The sequence below is a fragment of the Hyunsoonleella pacifica genome (assembly GCF_004310335.1).
Lineage (GTDB): Bacteria > Bacteroidota > Bacteroidia > Flavobacteriales > Flavobacteriaceae > Jejuia > Jejuia pacifica.
Map to the genome: position 1 here is coordinate 13011 of NZ_SIRS01000001.1, position 17096 is coordinate 30106.

A 17096-nucleotide genomic window follows, 5' to 3' on the forward strand; every position below is an offset into this window, starting at 1 on the left:
ATTATTCTTGCGATGTTAATAATAACGCAACATACAGCATTTTTGTAATTTTCTTTTGGATGTTATGACAAGGATCAAGCCTATTTGTCATCAGACAGGCTTTCTGCAGTCGTTCTCTATGAGGAACTCCAAAATACTTAATCCATAACACAAAGTCAATTACATCTTCTACCGTAGCTTTTGGATTAAATAAAGATGTTTTACGTCTTTTCAGGAATCCATTTAATTTCATTTGCTTGTAAATCGTGTGACAATTTCCGTGCCAATACAAAAAGATAGTCAGAAAGACGGTTTAGGTACTTTAACGCATTAGCTTCAAAAGGATCAAGTTCGTTTAACGCAGAAGCTAATCGCTCTGCACGTCTGCATACACAACGTGCTATATGACAGAATGACACTGTTTGATGTCCTCCTGGTAATACAAAATGCGTCATAGGGGGTAATGCATCATTCATGGTATCCATTTCTTCTTCTAGAAGTTCTACATCAGCACTTGTAATCTTTTCGATATTTAAACGCTCTTTACCATTTTTTAAAACAGCTTTTTCAGGATCAGTAGCCAAGATAGCGCCAACTGTAAAAAGTTTATTTTGAATATGAGTTAATATGTTTTTGTGATGACCATCAATCTCTTGGTCTCTAATTAAACCTATATGGCTGTTTAGTTCATCAACAGTACCGTAGCTATCAATTCTAATATGATGTTTTGGTACGCGGGTGCCTCCAAATAGAGCAGTAGTACCTTTATCTCCTGTTTTTGTGTAAATTTTCATTTTTCTCTAAATTTTAAAGGCTATCGTTTTCTCATTGAATTTTTTCTAAACATAGAATTTCTATGTTTCATTTCTCTTCTTCTACTTAGGCGACTTGAAATTGTTTTAATTAACAAGAAAATCCCTAAAAGAATAAGAATAGATGCCATTAAATATTTTTGTTTTAAAGTTAAGTAATTTAGAAACGTTTTTATGAGAAAAACATCTACATTTGTTATTGTAGCTATAAACAAACATTATTACATGAAGAATAATTTACTCTTTTTGTTTTTTGTCTCTCTTTGTTTATGTGTTAAATCACAGTCTTACATTGGTTTTTTAACCGACAATTACAGTGGTGTACATGGTGTAATTTCAAACCCAGCAAGTATAGTAGATTCACGATATAAACTAGATATTAATATAGCTGGTGTTAGCGCTTTTTTGGGGAACAATTATTATGGCGTGCATGTTTTTGACGCCCTTAAGGAAGGCTATAGTTTCGATGTAGAGGCAAAAACCTTCCCTGCTTCTAATAATGGAGGAATGGCAAATTTAGATGTGCTTGGTCCCTCGTTTATGTTTAACCTTTCAGAAAAAAGTTCAATTTCAATTTTCACAAGAGGTAGATTTTTTGCAAATGTAAATGATGTTAATGGTGCTTCATTAGTATCAATTGATGATGACACAACTGATGACTTTAATTTGAATGAAGGTACTATTAGTGCTTTAACCCATGCTTGGTCAGAATTAGGGGTAACGTATGCCCAAGTTATATTAAATAGAAAGCACAATTTTTTAAAAGGAGGTTTCTCTTTAAAATATTTAAAAGGTTTGGGGAGCTCTTATGTTGTAGGTAGTGATATCTTGGTAAATTATGATGCCGATGGTACAGATTTAGGTGGAGGGGAAACCACAGGTAGCATATCATCAACAGGGTTTGTAAATTATGCAAGATTTGATGAATTCGACTCTGATAATTACGATTATAAAGCACCAAGTGATGCATCAGGTTTTGGGATCGATTTAGGTTTTATCTACGAATGGAGGCCAAATTATAAAGATTACAAGTCTATAAATTCAGGGTATAGCTATAGGGATATTAATAAATACAAGCTAAAAATAGGATTTTCTATTACAGATATTGGAAATATAAATTATAAAAAAGGTATAAGAGAAGGATATAGTATTGCAAATCCCAATGTTAGTGAAGAAGACTATGATAATGCAGCAGATTTAGGTAATTTTTTAAATAACTTTTACACCCAAACAGATGCAACTACTGGCTATATTGTAGATTTACCTACTGCTGTGCATTTAAATATAGATTGGAATTTAAATCAAAAATGGTATTTAAATTTCAATACGGACTACTCATTGATGTCTAAAGAAAGAAGAACTGCAAATTTTATTTCTAATACCTTTTCGTTAACACCAAGATATGAGAGTAAATGGTTTAGTTTTTATTTGCCTTTTAGTGTTATAGAAACTAATGGGTTTAGAGTTGGAGCTGGTTTTAGGGCTGGTCCTTTATATATGGGGTCAGGTTCTGTAATTTCTGCATTTTCAAGTGATAAAAACAAACAAGCAGATGTTTATGCTGGGTTAAAAATTCCTTTTTATTATGGAAAACCAAAAGATAAAGATGGTGATGGTATAAAGGATAATGACGATGAATGTCCTGAAGAAGTAGGGCCTATCGAGAATAAGGGTTGCCCTTATACGGATAAGGATGGAGATGGTATTTTGGATAATGAGGATGAATGTCCAGAGGAGGAAGGGCCACGAGAGAATAAAGGTTGTCCTTGGAAAGACTCAGATAGAGATGGAGTCTTAGATAAAGATGATAAATGTGTATTTGAGGCAGGCACGATTCCAAATAAAGGTTGTCCTGAAGAAGAAGTAACTCAAGAGCTACAAGCCACATTAAATGCCTTTGCAAGAACTATTTTATTTGATTCTGGAACAGCCAAAATAAAAGAGGAATCTAACGAAGTACTTTTAGAAATCGTAATTATTTTAAAAGACCATCCAAGTGCTGGTTTTACTATTGAAGGACATACAGATAGTACAGGGGGAGAAGATTTGAATAGAGAATTATCAGAATTAAGGGCAAATGCTGTAAAAGACTTTTTAGTTAAAAATGGTATTGATGCTAATAGGTTATTAACTGTTGGTTATGGAGAAAGTAAGCCAATCTTTAGTAATATAACGCCTTATGGTAGATCAAGGAATAGAAGGGTTGAAATTAATTTGATTGATTAAAATACGAAAGCTTAATATTTTACACCCTAATTTTAAAATGCTCTTTGGCTTGTTCTTTTCTAAAAAAGACCATGCCCCAGTGAAAAGTATCAATAGTTACAGTTACTTTTGGATGTTGTTTAATAGCTTCCCAAGCTTCAGTCATATCTTTAGACCAATAAATATCATCAAAAATAAAAAGAGAATTATTGTGGGCTTTTGGGAGTAATTTTTCAAAATAATCCAATGTAGCTTGTTTTGTATGGTTACCATCAAAGAATATTAAATCAAAACTGTCTTTTTTTAATTTAAGTAATACTTTTGAAAACTCGCTACACAAAAGTTCAATATTATCTAGTTGTTGTAGTACAAATTCATTTTTACTGTATTTAAAAATTCCTGGACACCCCTCAATAGTAATAATTTGTGAATTAGGATTTGCTAAACTTAAAGCTTGTGTTGCAAAACCTAGAGATGTACCAAGTTCTAATATTTGTTTAGGTTTAAAATATTTGGCAATTCTAAAAAGCAGTTTTGCATTTTTTTTTGAAATGGAAACATGCTTTACAATCTCTGAGACCTTTCTAGATTTAGAGTTTAGTTTTACACTTCCAGCTCCAAAATCAGTAATGTTAATTTGATGTTTTACATGTTTTAAGCGACTTCTATAGTTTTTAATATTTAAATACTCAAAATACTTGGTTTTATCATAAAAGCATTTAGTAACCAAATCGTATACAAAAGGGGAGTGTACACCATGTTGATTTGTAGATTTAAGCAGAAACTTTATGTATTGTTTAGCTTGATAGAGCATACTTTTAAGTACAGGGTTTAAGGTGTCTTTGCTAAAAAACTAGTCTTCCAATTTTGCCGATAATTCAAACCAACGTTCTTCTTTAGTTTCAATTACTTCAATAAGGTTTTGCAGCTCTTCCGAAAGGGACTTAATTTCATCTTGAGATAAATTAGGATTATTAAATTTATTTTCTAATTCCTTTTTGTCAAAAGCCAAACTATTTAATTTACTTTCAATATTTCGTAATTCTTTTTCCTCATTAAAAGAAAGCTTAGAGGCTTCATTTTGTTTCCACGAGTGTTTTTCTTTTTTGTCGTCTGCTACTTTTGCAATTACAGGTTGACTATCTTCATAAGTTCTATAGTCACTATAATTTCCAGGGAAATCTTCAATAACACTTTCGCCTTTAAATACGAAAAGGTGGTCTATAATTTTATCCATAAAATACCGATCATGCGATACTACAATAATGCAACCTGGAAAATCAAGAAGAAAACTTTCTAATACATTAAGGGTTACAATATCAAGGTCGTTTGTTGGCTCATCAAGAATTAAAAAGTTAGGATTTTGGATTAAAACTGTACATAAATATAAACGCTTACGTTCGCCACCGCTTAGTTTTTCAACAAAATCATATTGTTTTTTTCTACTGAAAAGGAAGCGTTCTAATAATTGTTGTGCACTTATTTGTCTCCCTTTTTTTAAAGGAATATAATCTCCAAACTCTTTAATAACTTCAATTACCTTTTGCTCTGGTTTTATGCTGATGCCGTTTTGAGTATAGTAGCCAAATTTTACAGTTTCTCCTTTTACAACTTTACCAGAATCTGGTTTGTCGGTTTGAGTTAAGATATTTAGAAAAGTAGTTTTACCAGTACCGTTTTTACCAATAATACCTATGCGTTCTCCTTTTTTAAAGGTATAATCAAAACTATTTAATATGGTTTTGTCTTTAAAAGCTTTAGAAACTTTATGAAACTCAAGAATTTTACTTCCTAGGCGTTCCATATTTAATTCTAACTGCAGTTCATGTTCTTTTCTTCGTTGGTGTGCTTTGTGTTTTATTTCAAAGAAATCATCTATTCTAGATTTGGATTTTGTAGTTCTAGCTTTAGGTTGTCTACGCATCCATTCTAATTCCTTTTTAAATAACTGTTTAGTTTTTTCTGCTTCTACGTCGTCACGTTCTTTACGTTCTTCTTTCTTTTCTAGGTAATATGAATAGTTGCCTTTATAATTATAAAGTGATCCATTATCTAGTTCTATAATTTCATTACATACACGCTCTAAAAAATATCTATCATGAGTAACCATAAAGAGTGTAATATTTTCTTTGGCAAAAAAATCTTCTAACCACTCAATCATTTCTAAATCTAAGTGGTTGGTGGGTTCGTCTAGAATTAGTAAATCTGGTTTGTTAATTAATGCGTTAGCCAATGCTAAGCGTTTCTTTTGTCCACCAGAAAGGGTGCTTACTTTTTGTTCTAAGTTTTCAAGTTTAAGTTTAAAAAGGATTTGTTTGTATAGCGTTTCAAAATCCCATGCTTGATGACGTTCCATAGCATCAAATGCAGCTTGATAATTTTCAGTGTCTTCAGGGTTTAAAAGTGCTTTTTCATAGTTTGTAATTATCTTAAGAGTAGGGTTGTCGCTAGCCAAAATGGTATCTTCTACAGATAGTGATTTATCAAAATTTGGATCCTGTGATAAAAAAGACACTTTTATATCTTTTCTGTATATAATATTTCCAGAATCTGCAGTATCACTACCAGATAAAATATTTAAGATAGATGTTTTTCCCGTACCATTTTTGGCTACAAATGCTATTTTTTGATCTTTATGGATACTAAATGAAATATTTTCAAAAAGTGTAAGTTCTCCATAAGACTTAGATATATTTTCGACAGTGAGGTAATTCAAATCCTTTTTTTACAAATAACGTAAAAAAACAAAAACAGCGAGATTTTCTGTTTACTTTCTGGTATGTATTTTTAATAAAACTAGAAGAATATGGTAATTTCAAAAGTCGCGTAGAGTTTTATTATTCACGATGAAAGGTTATATTTGTCTAACTCAAACCCATAGAAATGAAGCGTTTTTTTTGGTTTAACCTACTTATTTTTAGTTTATTGTTTTCTTCATGTATTACCAACAAGGATGTGGTGTATTTACAAGATAAAGGAGGAAAGGTAAACGACTCAAGTCAAATACAGGTTTTAACCAAGCCTTACAGAGTTCAGGTAAACGACATATTAAGTATTAATGTTAAGGCTTTAGATGAAGAATTAGTAGATATTTTTAATCCAATAGATAATGCAAATACCTCAGCTCAACAGGGTGCAGGACTTTATTTCAGTGGTTTTACTGTAGATATTCACGGAAATATCGAGTTCCCAATTCTTGGGAAAATAAATGTTTTAGGTTTTACAACAGATGAGATAGAGGTTAAGGTAAAAAGAGAACTTCTTAATCAATATTTTAAGGAAACTGCTGAGATTTTTGTTTCAGTAAAGTTAGCAGGTTTGCGTTACACTGTAACTGGAGAAGTAGGAGGTACAGGAGTTTATGTGTTATTTCAAGATAGAGTTAACATAATTGAAGCATTGGCAAATGCTGGAGATATTTTACAGACTGGAGATAGGAAAGATGTTTTAGTAATCAGACAATACGCTGATGGTCAAAAAATACATCATATAGATTTGACAGATATATCCGCAATGAAGTCACCCTACTACTACATACAACCAAATGATATGATTTTAGTAAAACCATTAAAGCGAAAAGCAATTGGAGCTGGTGCTACAGCGACACAAACAATTACAACAGTTGCCTCAATGTTTTCGGTATTGGTGTCCATATATTTTTTAACAAGAAACCTATAATAGTCAATATGGAAGATGAATTTGAAGTTATAGATTCTCAGCAATCTTCGTTTGATATTAATGCTTTTTTATGGAGGGTTCTTAGTTATTGGAAGTTTTTTATCCTGCTCTTATGTGTAGGTATTTTTATTGTATACCAGCAAAACATAAGAAAACAGCAGTCTTACAGATTAAGTACACAGATAACAGTGGAGGAAGAATCTAATCCATTGTTTACATCAAATACTAGTTTAACGTTTAACTGGGGTGGCGTTTCAGGTAAAGTTAAAACTATGATGACATCACTTAAGTCAAGAAGCATCCATGAAAAAGTTGTTGGTAACTTGGAGTACTATATAACTTATCTTAAACAGTCAAAGTTTAGAAAAGATGATATTTATACAGATGCCCCTTTTAGGGTAAGATTAACACATAATTCCCATCAATTATTAAATGTACCTATTAAAATAACGTTTTTAGGAAACAATACTTTCGAATTGTATCTAAATTTAGAATCTTCTCTAATAAACACTCAAAATTTTTCAAATCAAAAAAAGTCTAAGCTAGATGTCACTATTGGTGAGTTCAAGAAAACTTATAGTTTAGGAGAGGAGGTATCTTTACCTTATTTCAATGGAATGTTATATTTAGATGAAGGAAGAAGTGTTTCCCAAAATGAAGAGTATTATATAATGTTTAGTGATTTTGATGCAGTTGTAGCAAAGTATCGTAGTAAACTAAACATAAGCAATCCTAAAAATTCTGCAATACTTAATTTGAGTATGGTTGATGTTAACAAATCAAAAATTGTAGATTATTTAAACGAAACCGTAAAGGTTTTAAGTGAAGACCAGCTAAAAAGAAAAAACCAATTTGTTACCAATACTATAAAGTTTATTGATGAACAATTGGATAGGGTAAAAACACAGTTAACTCTAAATGCGGATTCTTTAAATGAATATAAATACAAGAATAAAATATTTAACATAAATGATGAAGCTATATCTGTAAATAGTAAGTTAATGGCTTACGAAGATGAAAAAGATGATATTGTAAGGAAAATAGCATACTATACTAGTTTAGAAAACTATTTGTTAACTAGTAACTCTTTTACAGATGTGCCAGCTCCTTCAGTAGCTGGAATAGATGATGGTAACATATTGTCAAATATTGGTAAGATTAACGAACTTTCAGTTCAAAAGTCAAAGTATGGCGCTACTGTGAGGAAAGATGCAACAATTTTTTCCGATTTAAACAGACAAATTGATGGGCTCAAAACGGTACTTTTAGAAAATATAAGTTCAGCAAGAAATGAACTGAAAAGGGAGCAGAAAATATTAAATTCTAAAATAGCCATTGAAGATGCAAAAATTAGAAAATTACCCAGAGCACAACAGAAGCTTTTTGACATACAAAGGCAATACGCTTTAAGTGAGAAAACGTATAATGTGTTTTTGGCAAAACGTGGAGAAGCCGAAATAATAGAGTCTGCCAGTGTATCAGATATTTTGGTAATTGATCCAGCTAAGGATACTGGTGCCATGCCAGTGGATTTAAAATTAGAGTCAAGATATATGTTTGCTGTAATAGGAGCTATTGTTCCTCTGTTACTACTAGCTTTCATGATTACTTTTTTTGATGATAGAATACATAACCCTCAAGTATTAGAGAAATTATCAACTGTTCCTTTGTTAGGAGTAGTTGGCAAAAATACCTTGGATAACAATTTGATTGTACATTTAAAACCTAAATCTACAATTGCCGAAGCTTTTAGGACTATACGTTCTAGTTTACAATATTTCTACAAAAAACATAATTTTCAAGGTTCCAAAACGGTTATGGTCACGTCTTCAGTGAGTGGTGAGGGCAAAACATTTTGTTCTATCAATTTGGCTACTGTTTTTGCAATGAGCTCAAAAAAAACTGTACTTGTTGGTTTGGATCTCAGAAAACCAAAAATATTTGGAGACTTTAAGATAAAAAATGATATAGGAGTAGTTAATTATCTCATAGGTCAAAAGGGTATTAAAGAAATTATACAATCTACAGTTGTACCTTGTCTAGATGTAATTACTTCAGGGCCAATTCCTCCAAATCCTTCAGAGTTATTAATGAAGGAAAAAATGGATGTTTTAATTGAGGATTTAAAAAATAGATACGATTACATTGTTCTTGATACTCCTCCGATAGGTCTTGTAGCTGATGCTTTTGAGCTATCTGAATATGTAGATGCAACTATATATATGGTTAGACAGGACTACACAAAAAAAGGAATGATAAAGTTAGTTAATGATAAGTACAACAAAAAGGAAATAGAAAATTTAAGTTTTGTTTACAATGGGTATAACCAAAAGGGAAAGTATGGCTACGGTTATGGCTATGGTTATGGCTACGGTTATGGTTATGGTAAATATGGTAATGGGTATCATGATAATGAAACAAGTAAAAAAACTTGGGTAAAACTTTTTAGGTCCTTCTTTAAATAATTCTTAAAAAACAAATCTAAAGGCATTGAGCAACAATAACAACAAATGGCTTTACACAATTTCCCCAAAAAAAAGTTTAATTCATTTTAACTTTAAGGAGATTTGGCGATATAGGGATTTATTATTTTTATTCGTAAATAGAGATGTAATTACGGTATATAAGCAAACTGTATTAGGTCCATTATGGTATTTTATACAACCACTTTTTACTTCAGTTATCTTTACCTTAATCTTTAACAATATAGCAGAAATAGAAGTAGGAGAAGGGGTTCCTGCATTTCTTTTTAATCTAGCAGGTATTACCTCATGGAATTATTTTAGTGAATGTATTAAAGGAACTAGTGATACTTTTAAAAGAAACCAAGGTATTTTTGGAAAAGTGTATTTTCCTAGAGTAATTGTACCAATGTCTACGGTAGTTTCAAATTTGGTAAAGTTTAGCATTCAGATATTAGTGTTTGTATGTTTTTATGTTTACTTCGTTTACTTTACAAATAAAGCATATAGTAGTACCCCCCAAGTAGAATTAGTTTTTTTACCAGTGCTGGTTATTATAATGGGTGTTTTAGGCTTGGGTCTAGGTATGATAATTTCTTCAATGACAACCAAGTATAGGGATTTAACGTTTTTAGTTGGATTTGGCGTGCAATTGTTAATGTATGCCTCTGCAGTAATGTACCCCTTAGAACTTATCCAAAAAAAAGTTGAAGCAGGTGTAATTCCTAAATATGCGGGAATATTTATAGAGTATAACCCCATGGCTTCAATAGTAGAAATGTTTAGATATATGTGTTTAGGAACAGGTAGTTTTAATCTGAAAAATTTGATTTATGTAGTTGTTGTGAGTTTAATAGTTTTTCTTACAGGTTTGGTTGTCTTCAATAGAACAGAAAAAACATTTATAGATACTATTTAGTTACTTAAAATGAAGATAAGATTATATTGGTGGCAAGAAAAACGCAAGGATGGCAGAGAAAATTATGGAGACTTAATGTCAAAATATTTGATTGAAAAAATTTCAAATAGTACAGTGAAAACGGTAACTCATCCTTCAAGACGTTTATATAAATATTTACTTAAGCATTATATTAGCATAGGAAGTATTATATCATCAGCAAATGAAAACTCAATTGTTTGGGGAAGTGGTATTATTAAAAAGGATGATAATATAAGAGATGCTGAGTTTTTAGCAGTAAGAGGTCCAAAAACTAGAAAGAGAATTTTAGAAAAGGGGTTTAATTGTCCTGAGGTTTACGGAGATCCTGCATTATTAATGCCTGAATATTATAGCTCGAAAATTGATAAGAAATATAGTATTGGAGTGATACCTCATTATGTTGATTATAAAGAGGTTAAAAAACAATTTGTAAATAATTCTTCTGTGAAAGTAATTGATTTACTAACATTTAATGTAGAAAAAACAACCGACGAAATATTAGAATGTAAGTATATTATTTCTTCTTCTTTACATGGAGTTATTGTAGCTCAAAGCTACAATATTCCTGCATTATGGGTTAAATTTTCAAATAAATTGTCAGGAGATAATATTAAATTTTATGACTACTACGCATCTGTTGGAATTCCATTTAAAGATGAGATTTTTATAAAGCCTATGGATTTGAATGAAGTTCTTATAAATAAGATTTTAAATAAAAATAAAACACTTTTGTTAGCAGATACTGTTTTGCAAAAAAAATGTAAAAGAGATTTAATGAAATCCTGTCCTTTTTAAGTTAGAACTATGAATGATAATATCATATTAAAGGTTGAAAATCTATCAAAACAGTATAGGTTAGGTTTGGTTGGTACAGGAACCATTAGTCATGATTTGAATAGGTGGTGGAATAGGATTAGAGGGAAGGAAGATCCATATTTAAAGGTTGGCGATGTTAATGATAGAAGTACAAAAGGGAGCTCTGAGTATATATGGGCGTTACAGGATATAAATTTTGAGGTACAACAAGGTGAGGTACTAGGCATTATTGGAAAAAATGGAGCAGGAAAATCTACGTTACTAAAAATACTTTCTAAAGTTACAGGGCCTACAATTGGAGAGATTAAGACTAAGGGACGTATAGCGTCACTTTTAGAAGTAGGGACAGGTTTTCATGGTGAGATGACTGGTCGTGAAAATATATATCTAAATGGAGCTATTTTGGGAATGACCAAAAAAGAAATCAGTCATAAAATAAAAGAAATTATTACTTTTTCTGGATGCGAACGCTACATTGATACCCCTGTAAAACGATATAGTTCGGGGATGACTGTAAGGTTAGCATTTGCGGTGGCAGCTTTTTTAGAGCCAGAGATTTTAGTGATAGATGAAGTATTGGCAGTTGGAGATGTAGAGTTTCAGAAAAAAGCAGTTGGTAAGATGCAAAATATTTCGAAAGAGGAAGGACGTACAGTTTTATTTGTGAGCCATAACATGGCAGCTGTTCAAAGCTTATGTTCCAGATGTCTTATTCTGGATAAAGGAAGAGTTTTCTTTGAAGGTCAAACCAACAAGGCTATTGATTTGTATGTGAAATCTAATAATGATTCATCTACAGAAAAAATTGAAAAAGATAAAGATAGGGACGGTAATGGTAATTTAGAGTTTACGTCAATAATATTTAATGATGGTAATGGTGTTTTTGTTGGAGATAGCATGAAAATTACTCTAGGTTATAAGGCAAAACGAAACATTAAAAGTCTAGATATCGCAATAACAATATGTGCTGGTTATGAGGAACGTATATTAACGATAGACAATATGTTTCAAGGTGTATTATTAGACATTACTAAAAGAGAAGGTAAAATAGAAATATTCGTACCTAAAATACATTTACTTGCGGGAAATTATACAATTAATCTCTGGTCAGCTACTAATGGCGATGTATTAGACTATATTGTAAATGCAAAAAATCTTTATGTGGAAAATGCAGATATTTACGGTACAGGGAAAATGCTGAGTTCTAAAAAACATGGCATTGTGTTTTCGGAAAAAAGTAAATGGAAAGTTACCTAATTAAGATTCTAATTTTTTGAGGACATAAAAAGAGTATAAGCTATGTAATTATGCGTAAATAGCACATTCCAATTGAAACAGAAAATCGCAATATAAGTATTATGTAATCTCTCAATTGATTTATGTGTTCTTATAAGGAATTTAGTCTTTAACCTTCAATGATTTAAGTTTTGTAAACGAAATTTGTAAAATAAATATTTACGTAAAGAAGTTATTTGGATTAATTTAAAATGAAACTAGAAAATGTGTGGTATATTAGGTCAAATTAAGGTTAACCAACAAATATCATTGGAGATATTCAATACCATGCGAGATACATTATTTCACAGAGGTCCAGATGGTTATGGCACAGAACTTTTTTATGAAAACAAAGCTGTTTTTGGGCATAGGCGTTTATCCATTATAGATTTATCCGATAAAGGAAAGCAACCCATGTACTCAAATGAGAAAGACATTTTGATTACATTTAACGGAGAAATATATAACTATAAGTTTTTAAGAGAAGCGTTAATTAAAAAGGGATACCGTTTTAACTCAAGCACAGATACAGAGGTTTTGATTTATGGCTTTAAGGAGTGGGGCATAGAGGAATTGCTTGTAAAGATTAAGGGCATGTTTGCTTTTGCTATATGGGATAAAAAAACAAAAAACATATACATTGCCAAAGATAGGTTTGGTATTAAACCATTATATTATTATTATGATGACAAACAGTTTGCTTTTGCTTCAGAGTTAAAAGCTTTGAATAAAGACCATACTATTAAAAAAGAAATAGATGAAGATGCCTTAGCAGATTTTTTTATTTATTCATATGTACCTAACCCTAATTGTATATGGAAACATTTTAAAAAGCTTTCTCCAGCTACTTACATGGTTTACAGTATAGATAATCATACTTTTTATACTGAGAAATATTGGTCGTTAAGTATTGCGCATAATATAGAAAGTATAGAAGAGGTTTTAGTAAAAACCAATGCATTAATAAAACAATCTGTAGAAGAACATTTAGTCAGCGATGTGCCCGTTGGTCTATTTTTAAGTGGAGGATACGATTCTTCAACAGTTTTGATGCAAGCTGATGTTCTTGGATGTAGTCCAAATACTTTTTCGCTAGGTTTTGAAAACTCTAATAGAAGCGAGCATAGAATAGCATCAATTGCTGCTAAAGCTTTTAATACTAATCATAGAGAATTTTTGTTAGGGGCAAAAGAAAATTATTTGAAGGAACTTAAAAATATATCCTATTATTATGATGAACCTTATGCGATTTCATCAATGCTGACATATTATTATACCTCCAAATTGGCTTCGCAAACAAATAAGGTAGCTCTTGTTGGAGATGGTGGTGATGAACTTTTTGGAGGTTATAATTGGGATATTGATTTATACAACCATATAAATTCTTGTACTCCAAAAGCAGTACTAAAACGAATGATTAGAGGAAGAAAAAAGGAGTTTGTGTCAAGATATAACTCTTGGATGACAGGTGTTTTTAATAGTGATTTGAACTGTTTAATGCCTGATTTAAAAGATAATATACTTAAAAGAGGGCTTTGGTATTTTGATTATCATTATACAAATACGGGAGATGCTATCAAAGATTCTCAATATTTAAACCTCAAAACTTTTATACCTCAACCGAGTCTAACTAGGGCAGATAGATCCAGTATGGCAAACTCATTAGAAGTAAGAGTGCCGTTTTTAGATCATAAATTATTTGAATATATCTATAGCCTAAATACAAAATGTTATCACAAGCAGAATGAAAAAAAATTCATTCTAAAACATTATCTTGAAAAAAAAGTTCCAAATGAAGTTTTTAAAATGCCAAAATATGGATTCAGTTTTCAATTTTTAAATAAAATTTTTGATACAGCCTATGATGATATGATGAAAAATGGACATTTAAATAAAATGGGTCTTATTGATTTTAGCAGAATAAAAGAAGCAGATACTTTGGTGAAATTCCACTTGCTGATGTTAGAATTTTGGTTTGAAAATTACGGTTAAATGAATCAAGAAGAGTACTATAATAATATAGATAGAGTATTTAGATTACCCAGAGTATGGAGTAATAGAGAACTAAAGAAAATAGCTCATTTATTTGAAGGTAATGTAGTTAATGTAAGTGGATGGAAAGATATTGATAAAGAGGGAGGGTTCTATAAAGATTATTTTACATCAGCTTCATCTTACACTATTACAAACTATAAGCGTGAAGCCAAAGGTTTTCAGGGGCTTGACAATGAGATTTTTTTGGATTTGGAAGCTGATTTAACAAAAGAACTAATAGGTAAGTTTGATACGGTGTTTAATCATACGGTTTTAGAGCACATATTTGAAGTCCGTAAGGCAATAAAAAATTTATGTTTGTTAACAAAAGACATAGTAATTGTTGTTGTGCCTTTCTTACAAGTAATGCATGGGGATTATGGAGATTACTGGCGTTTTACACCTGTAACTATGGAGAAGCTTTTTGAAGTTAATGGAATGAAAATGATTACATGCACTTTTAATTCACATAGAAATGCATCGGTATATTTGTTTTGTGTAGCTTCAAAAAAACCTGAAAAATGGAAGCACATAACTAATAAAAATAGTTATTATGAAGATCCAGTACAATCTGATAATGGATTTCAAAATTGGGTAGGTTGTCATGCAATTGATAATAAGGTATATATGAAATCATTAAATAAGGTTTCAATTTTTCAAAAATTGAGGAAGAAGCTTAAAAACTATGTTAAATAATGTTACTGTTGTTATAAGGTCGGTTGGAGAGAGAACAAGCAAAGCTTGTTATAATGCCATTGCAGGACAGGTCTCAGAAGATAATATTTTTGTTGTAAACAAGACCCCTTTTAGTGAAGCTGTAAGAGCCAATTTTGAGATAGGAATTAATCAAAACCTTCCATGGACATTATCGGTAGATGCAGATTTAATTCTCTCAGAAAATGCAGTAAGATCAATGGTAGATGCGTTTTCAAAATTGAAAGGTAATTATTTTATATATCAGGGATGGGTTTATGATAAGTTTTTTAATGGTTTTAGAACAGGAGGGCCTCATCTTTACAGAACCTCCCTATTAGAGCAGGCAATAACATACCTACCTCACAAGGATTCTAACTTAAGACCAGAGTCTAGTATATATGTGGAAATGCAAAAGTTAGGTTATGGGTATTATGTAGATAAAACCTATTTTGGGTTGCATGATTTTGAACAAAGCAAAAGAGATATTTATAGAAAGTTTTTTTTACATGCTAAAAAACATAAAACACAACTGAAACGTTTTTTAGATACTTGGAAAGATCGTATACTAATTGACAATGATTTTATATATGCTCTAAAAGGTCTTGCAGATGGCTTAACCTATAAAGGAGATGTTTATGTTGATAAGCATTTTTTTGATGAAAAATACAATACATTTTACGCTGATTTTAATATAGAAGAGAAAACTTTAGAAATAGATGATCAGGTTTTTAAAGAATATTTTTTTTTAGCAGAGGAAACATTGGCGAAAACTAAAAACTTACTACATGTAGATGATAATGGTATGCTTAAGAAAGATAACAAGGTTAACTTATTAGATAAAATAAAAATTAAAGTTGCAAAAGTTGTAAAAAAGAGTGGGGTTTAGATTTGAAAATAGTAATGTGATTATTATTCTGAAATCCTTAAAATTAGGAGGTGCAGAGAGACAGGCTCTAGCCTTGGCCAGCTATTTACAAAACATTATGAATTGCAAAGTTTTTATATATGCCTATATCGATAATGAAATTTCCCCTCAATTCAAAGATTTAGCTAACTGGTACAAACTGGATAAAATATTTAGAGTGCAAAATCCTCTTGCCTCTGGTTCTAGTTTTAAGTATTTAAAGATTAGAACAAAATTGTTACTTTTCGCATTAAAGTTAAGGAAACACAACCCTGATATTATTATTCCATATTTAAATGGACCATCTATAATAGCAGCTTATTGTAGGCGTATTTCTGGTGCTAAGGTTGCATTTTGGAATAATAGGGGAATCGAATGTTTTAGAAAAAACAAGTTAGAAAAGAATGCTGTTTCAAAAACCAAATTTTTCTTGGTCAATTCCAAAGAGGCTATTGGAGATATGAAAAATAATTTTAAAATAAGTAGTAGTAATATATATTTTTTACCAAATTTTTTAGCTATTTCCCAAAATGAGATTAAAATTAAACAAAATTCCAAAAAAGAAATAGTTGTGGGGATGTTGGCTCATTTTAGAGAGGAAAAGTTACATGAGTTACTTTTGCAGAGCTTTGTGGAACTGTTAAAAAAATATCCAAACATAAAACTCCATTTGGTAGGTAATACCAGTAATAAAGGTAGAATAAAGAAATTAAAAACATTTGTTGAGAACAACCAGCTTACAGCTAAGGTTGCCTTTATACACAACTCTACGCCTGAAAGAGAGTTGCCAAAATTTGATATTGGGGTTTTAGTGTCAGAAAAAGAAGGTATGTCAAATAGTGTCATGGAATATATGTATTATGGTTTGCCAATTATTTGTACCAATCATAGTAGTAATACCTTACTTTTAGGGAATAAGAGTGAGTTTTTAATTGAGAATAACAAACAAGAACTAAACAAAAAATTAGAGATTTTAATTAATAGTAATAAGAAGCGTGAGTTTGAAGGTATGTATAATAAAAAACGTATTGAAGATGAGTTTGGAGTTGAAAAATATGTTTTAAAATTAGAGCATATATTTAATAATTCATAATAAAGTCATTTGAGTTTTGCTTTCACTCTAATTTTTTTATAATGATTGAATTAACTTATGTAAGAGTATCGTTTTTTGAAAGGATAAGATTTAATAAGGAATTAACTTGTTTTTCATGTAAGTAAATTTATCTGCATAATAAAATATATAAAATTTATTTTCTAGGTTAGGTTTTTTGTTAAATTGCAGGAACTTTTTTGAT

At 30.7% G+C, this 17096-nt stretch carries 13 protein-coding genes; 10 read left to right on the forward strand and 3 right to left on the reverse strand.

All coding sequences use genetic code 11. From position 1 onward, the window contains the following. Positions 1–200: 200 nt before the first annotated feature. A complete protein-coding gene (locus tag EYD46_RS00065) occupies positions 201–773 on the reverse strand; it encodes a cob(I)yrinic acid a,c-diamide adenosyltransferase (RefSeq protein WP_130935016.1) in 573 nt (190 codons plus the stop codon). Between the two features lie 192 nt (positions 774–965). On the opposite strand from EYD46_RS00065, the gene EYD46_RS00070 reads away from it, so the two are divergent. Continuing rightward, positions 966–3017: a DUF5723 family protein gene (locus EYD46_RS00070; protein WP_229731241.1), complete on the forward strand. Its 2052-nt coding sequence runs from the start codon at positions 966–968 to the stop codon at positions 3015–3017. Positions 3018–3036: 19 nt separating this feature from the next. Here EYD46_RS00070 and EYD46_RS00075 read toward each other — a convergent pair whose 3' ends face one another. After that, positions 3037–3810 carry an O-methyltransferase gene (locus EYD46_RS00075; protein ID WP_130935017.1) on the reverse strand — a complete coding sequence of 258 codons (774 nt, stop codon included), beginning with the start codon at positions 3808–3810 and terminating at the stop codon, positions 3037–3039. A 39-nt stretch (positions 3811–3849) separates the two neighbouring features. Next, complete coding sequence (locus tag EYD46_RS00080; RefSeq protein WP_130935018.1) at positions 3850–5712, reverse strand: ABC-F family ATP-binding cassette domain-containing protein; 1863 nt, start codon at positions 5710–5712, stop codon at positions 3850–3852. A 167-nt stretch (positions 5713–5879) separates the two neighbouring features. Between EYD46_RS00080 and EYD46_RS00085 the strand changes: the two genes are divergently transcribed. From EYD46_RS00085 to EYD46_RS00125, 9 genes are all read left to right on the forward strand, one after another. Continuing rightward, positions 5880–6674: a polysaccharide biosynthesis/export family protein gene (locus tag EYD46_RS00085; protein ID WP_130935019.1), complete on the forward strand. Its 795-nt coding sequence runs from the start codon at positions 5880–5882 to the stop codon at positions 6672–6674. Positions 6675–6682: 8 nt separating this feature from the next. Next, positions 6683–9139 carry an exopolysaccharide transport family protein gene (locus EYD46_RS00090; protein WP_130935020.1) on the forward strand — a complete coding sequence of 819 codons (2457 nt, stop codon included), beginning with the start codon at positions 6683–6685 and terminating at the stop codon, positions 9137–9139. Positions 9140–9164: 25 nt separating this feature from the next. Then, on the forward strand, positions 9165–10055 hold the full coding sequence (locus EYD46_RS00095; protein ID WP_130935021.1) for an ABC transporter permease: 891 nt from the start codon (positions 9165–9167) through the stop codon (positions 10053–10055). Between the two features lie 9 nt (positions 10056–10064). Further along, entirely contained in the window at positions 10065–10871 is an 807-nt protein-coding gene (locus EYD46_RS00100; RefSeq protein ID WP_130935022.1) for a polysaccharide pyruvyl transferase family protein, read from the forward strand. A gap of 9 nt (positions 10872–10880) precedes the next feature. Continuing rightward, positions 10881–12149: an ABC transporter ATP-binding protein gene (locus tag EYD46_RS00105; RefSeq protein ID WP_130935023.1), complete on the forward strand. Its 1269-nt coding sequence runs from the start codon at positions 10881–10883 to the stop codon at positions 12147–12149. A gap of 243 nt (positions 12150–12392) precedes the next feature. Then, positions 12393–14159, forward strand: coding sequence for an asparagine synthase (glutamine-hydrolyzing) (asnB, locus tag EYD46_RS00110; protein WP_130935024.1), 1767 nt, complete (start codon positions 12393–12395; stop codon positions 14157–14159). Further along, positions 14160–14897 (forward strand): class I SAM-dependent methyltransferase, encoded by a 738-nt coding sequence (locus EYD46_RS00115; RefSeq protein WP_130935025.1) that lies wholly within the window; start codon positions 14160–14162, stop codon positions 14895–14897. It abuts the gene before it with no gap. Further along, positions 14887–15783, forward strand: a complete 897-nt coding sequence (locus EYD46_RS00120) for a hypothetical protein (RefSeq protein ID WP_130935026.1) — start codon at positions 14887–14889, stop codon at positions 15781–15783. Before EYD46_RS00115 ends, EYD46_RS00120 begins: the two co-directional genes overlap by 11 nt. A gap of 97 nt (positions 15784–15880) precedes the next feature. Next, positions 15881–16894, forward strand: coding sequence for a glycosyltransferase (locus EYD46_RS00125; RefSeq protein ID WP_130935027.1), 1014 nt, complete (start codon positions 15881–15883; stop codon positions 16892–16894). The last annotated feature ends 202 nt before the right edge of the window (positions 16895–17096 follow it).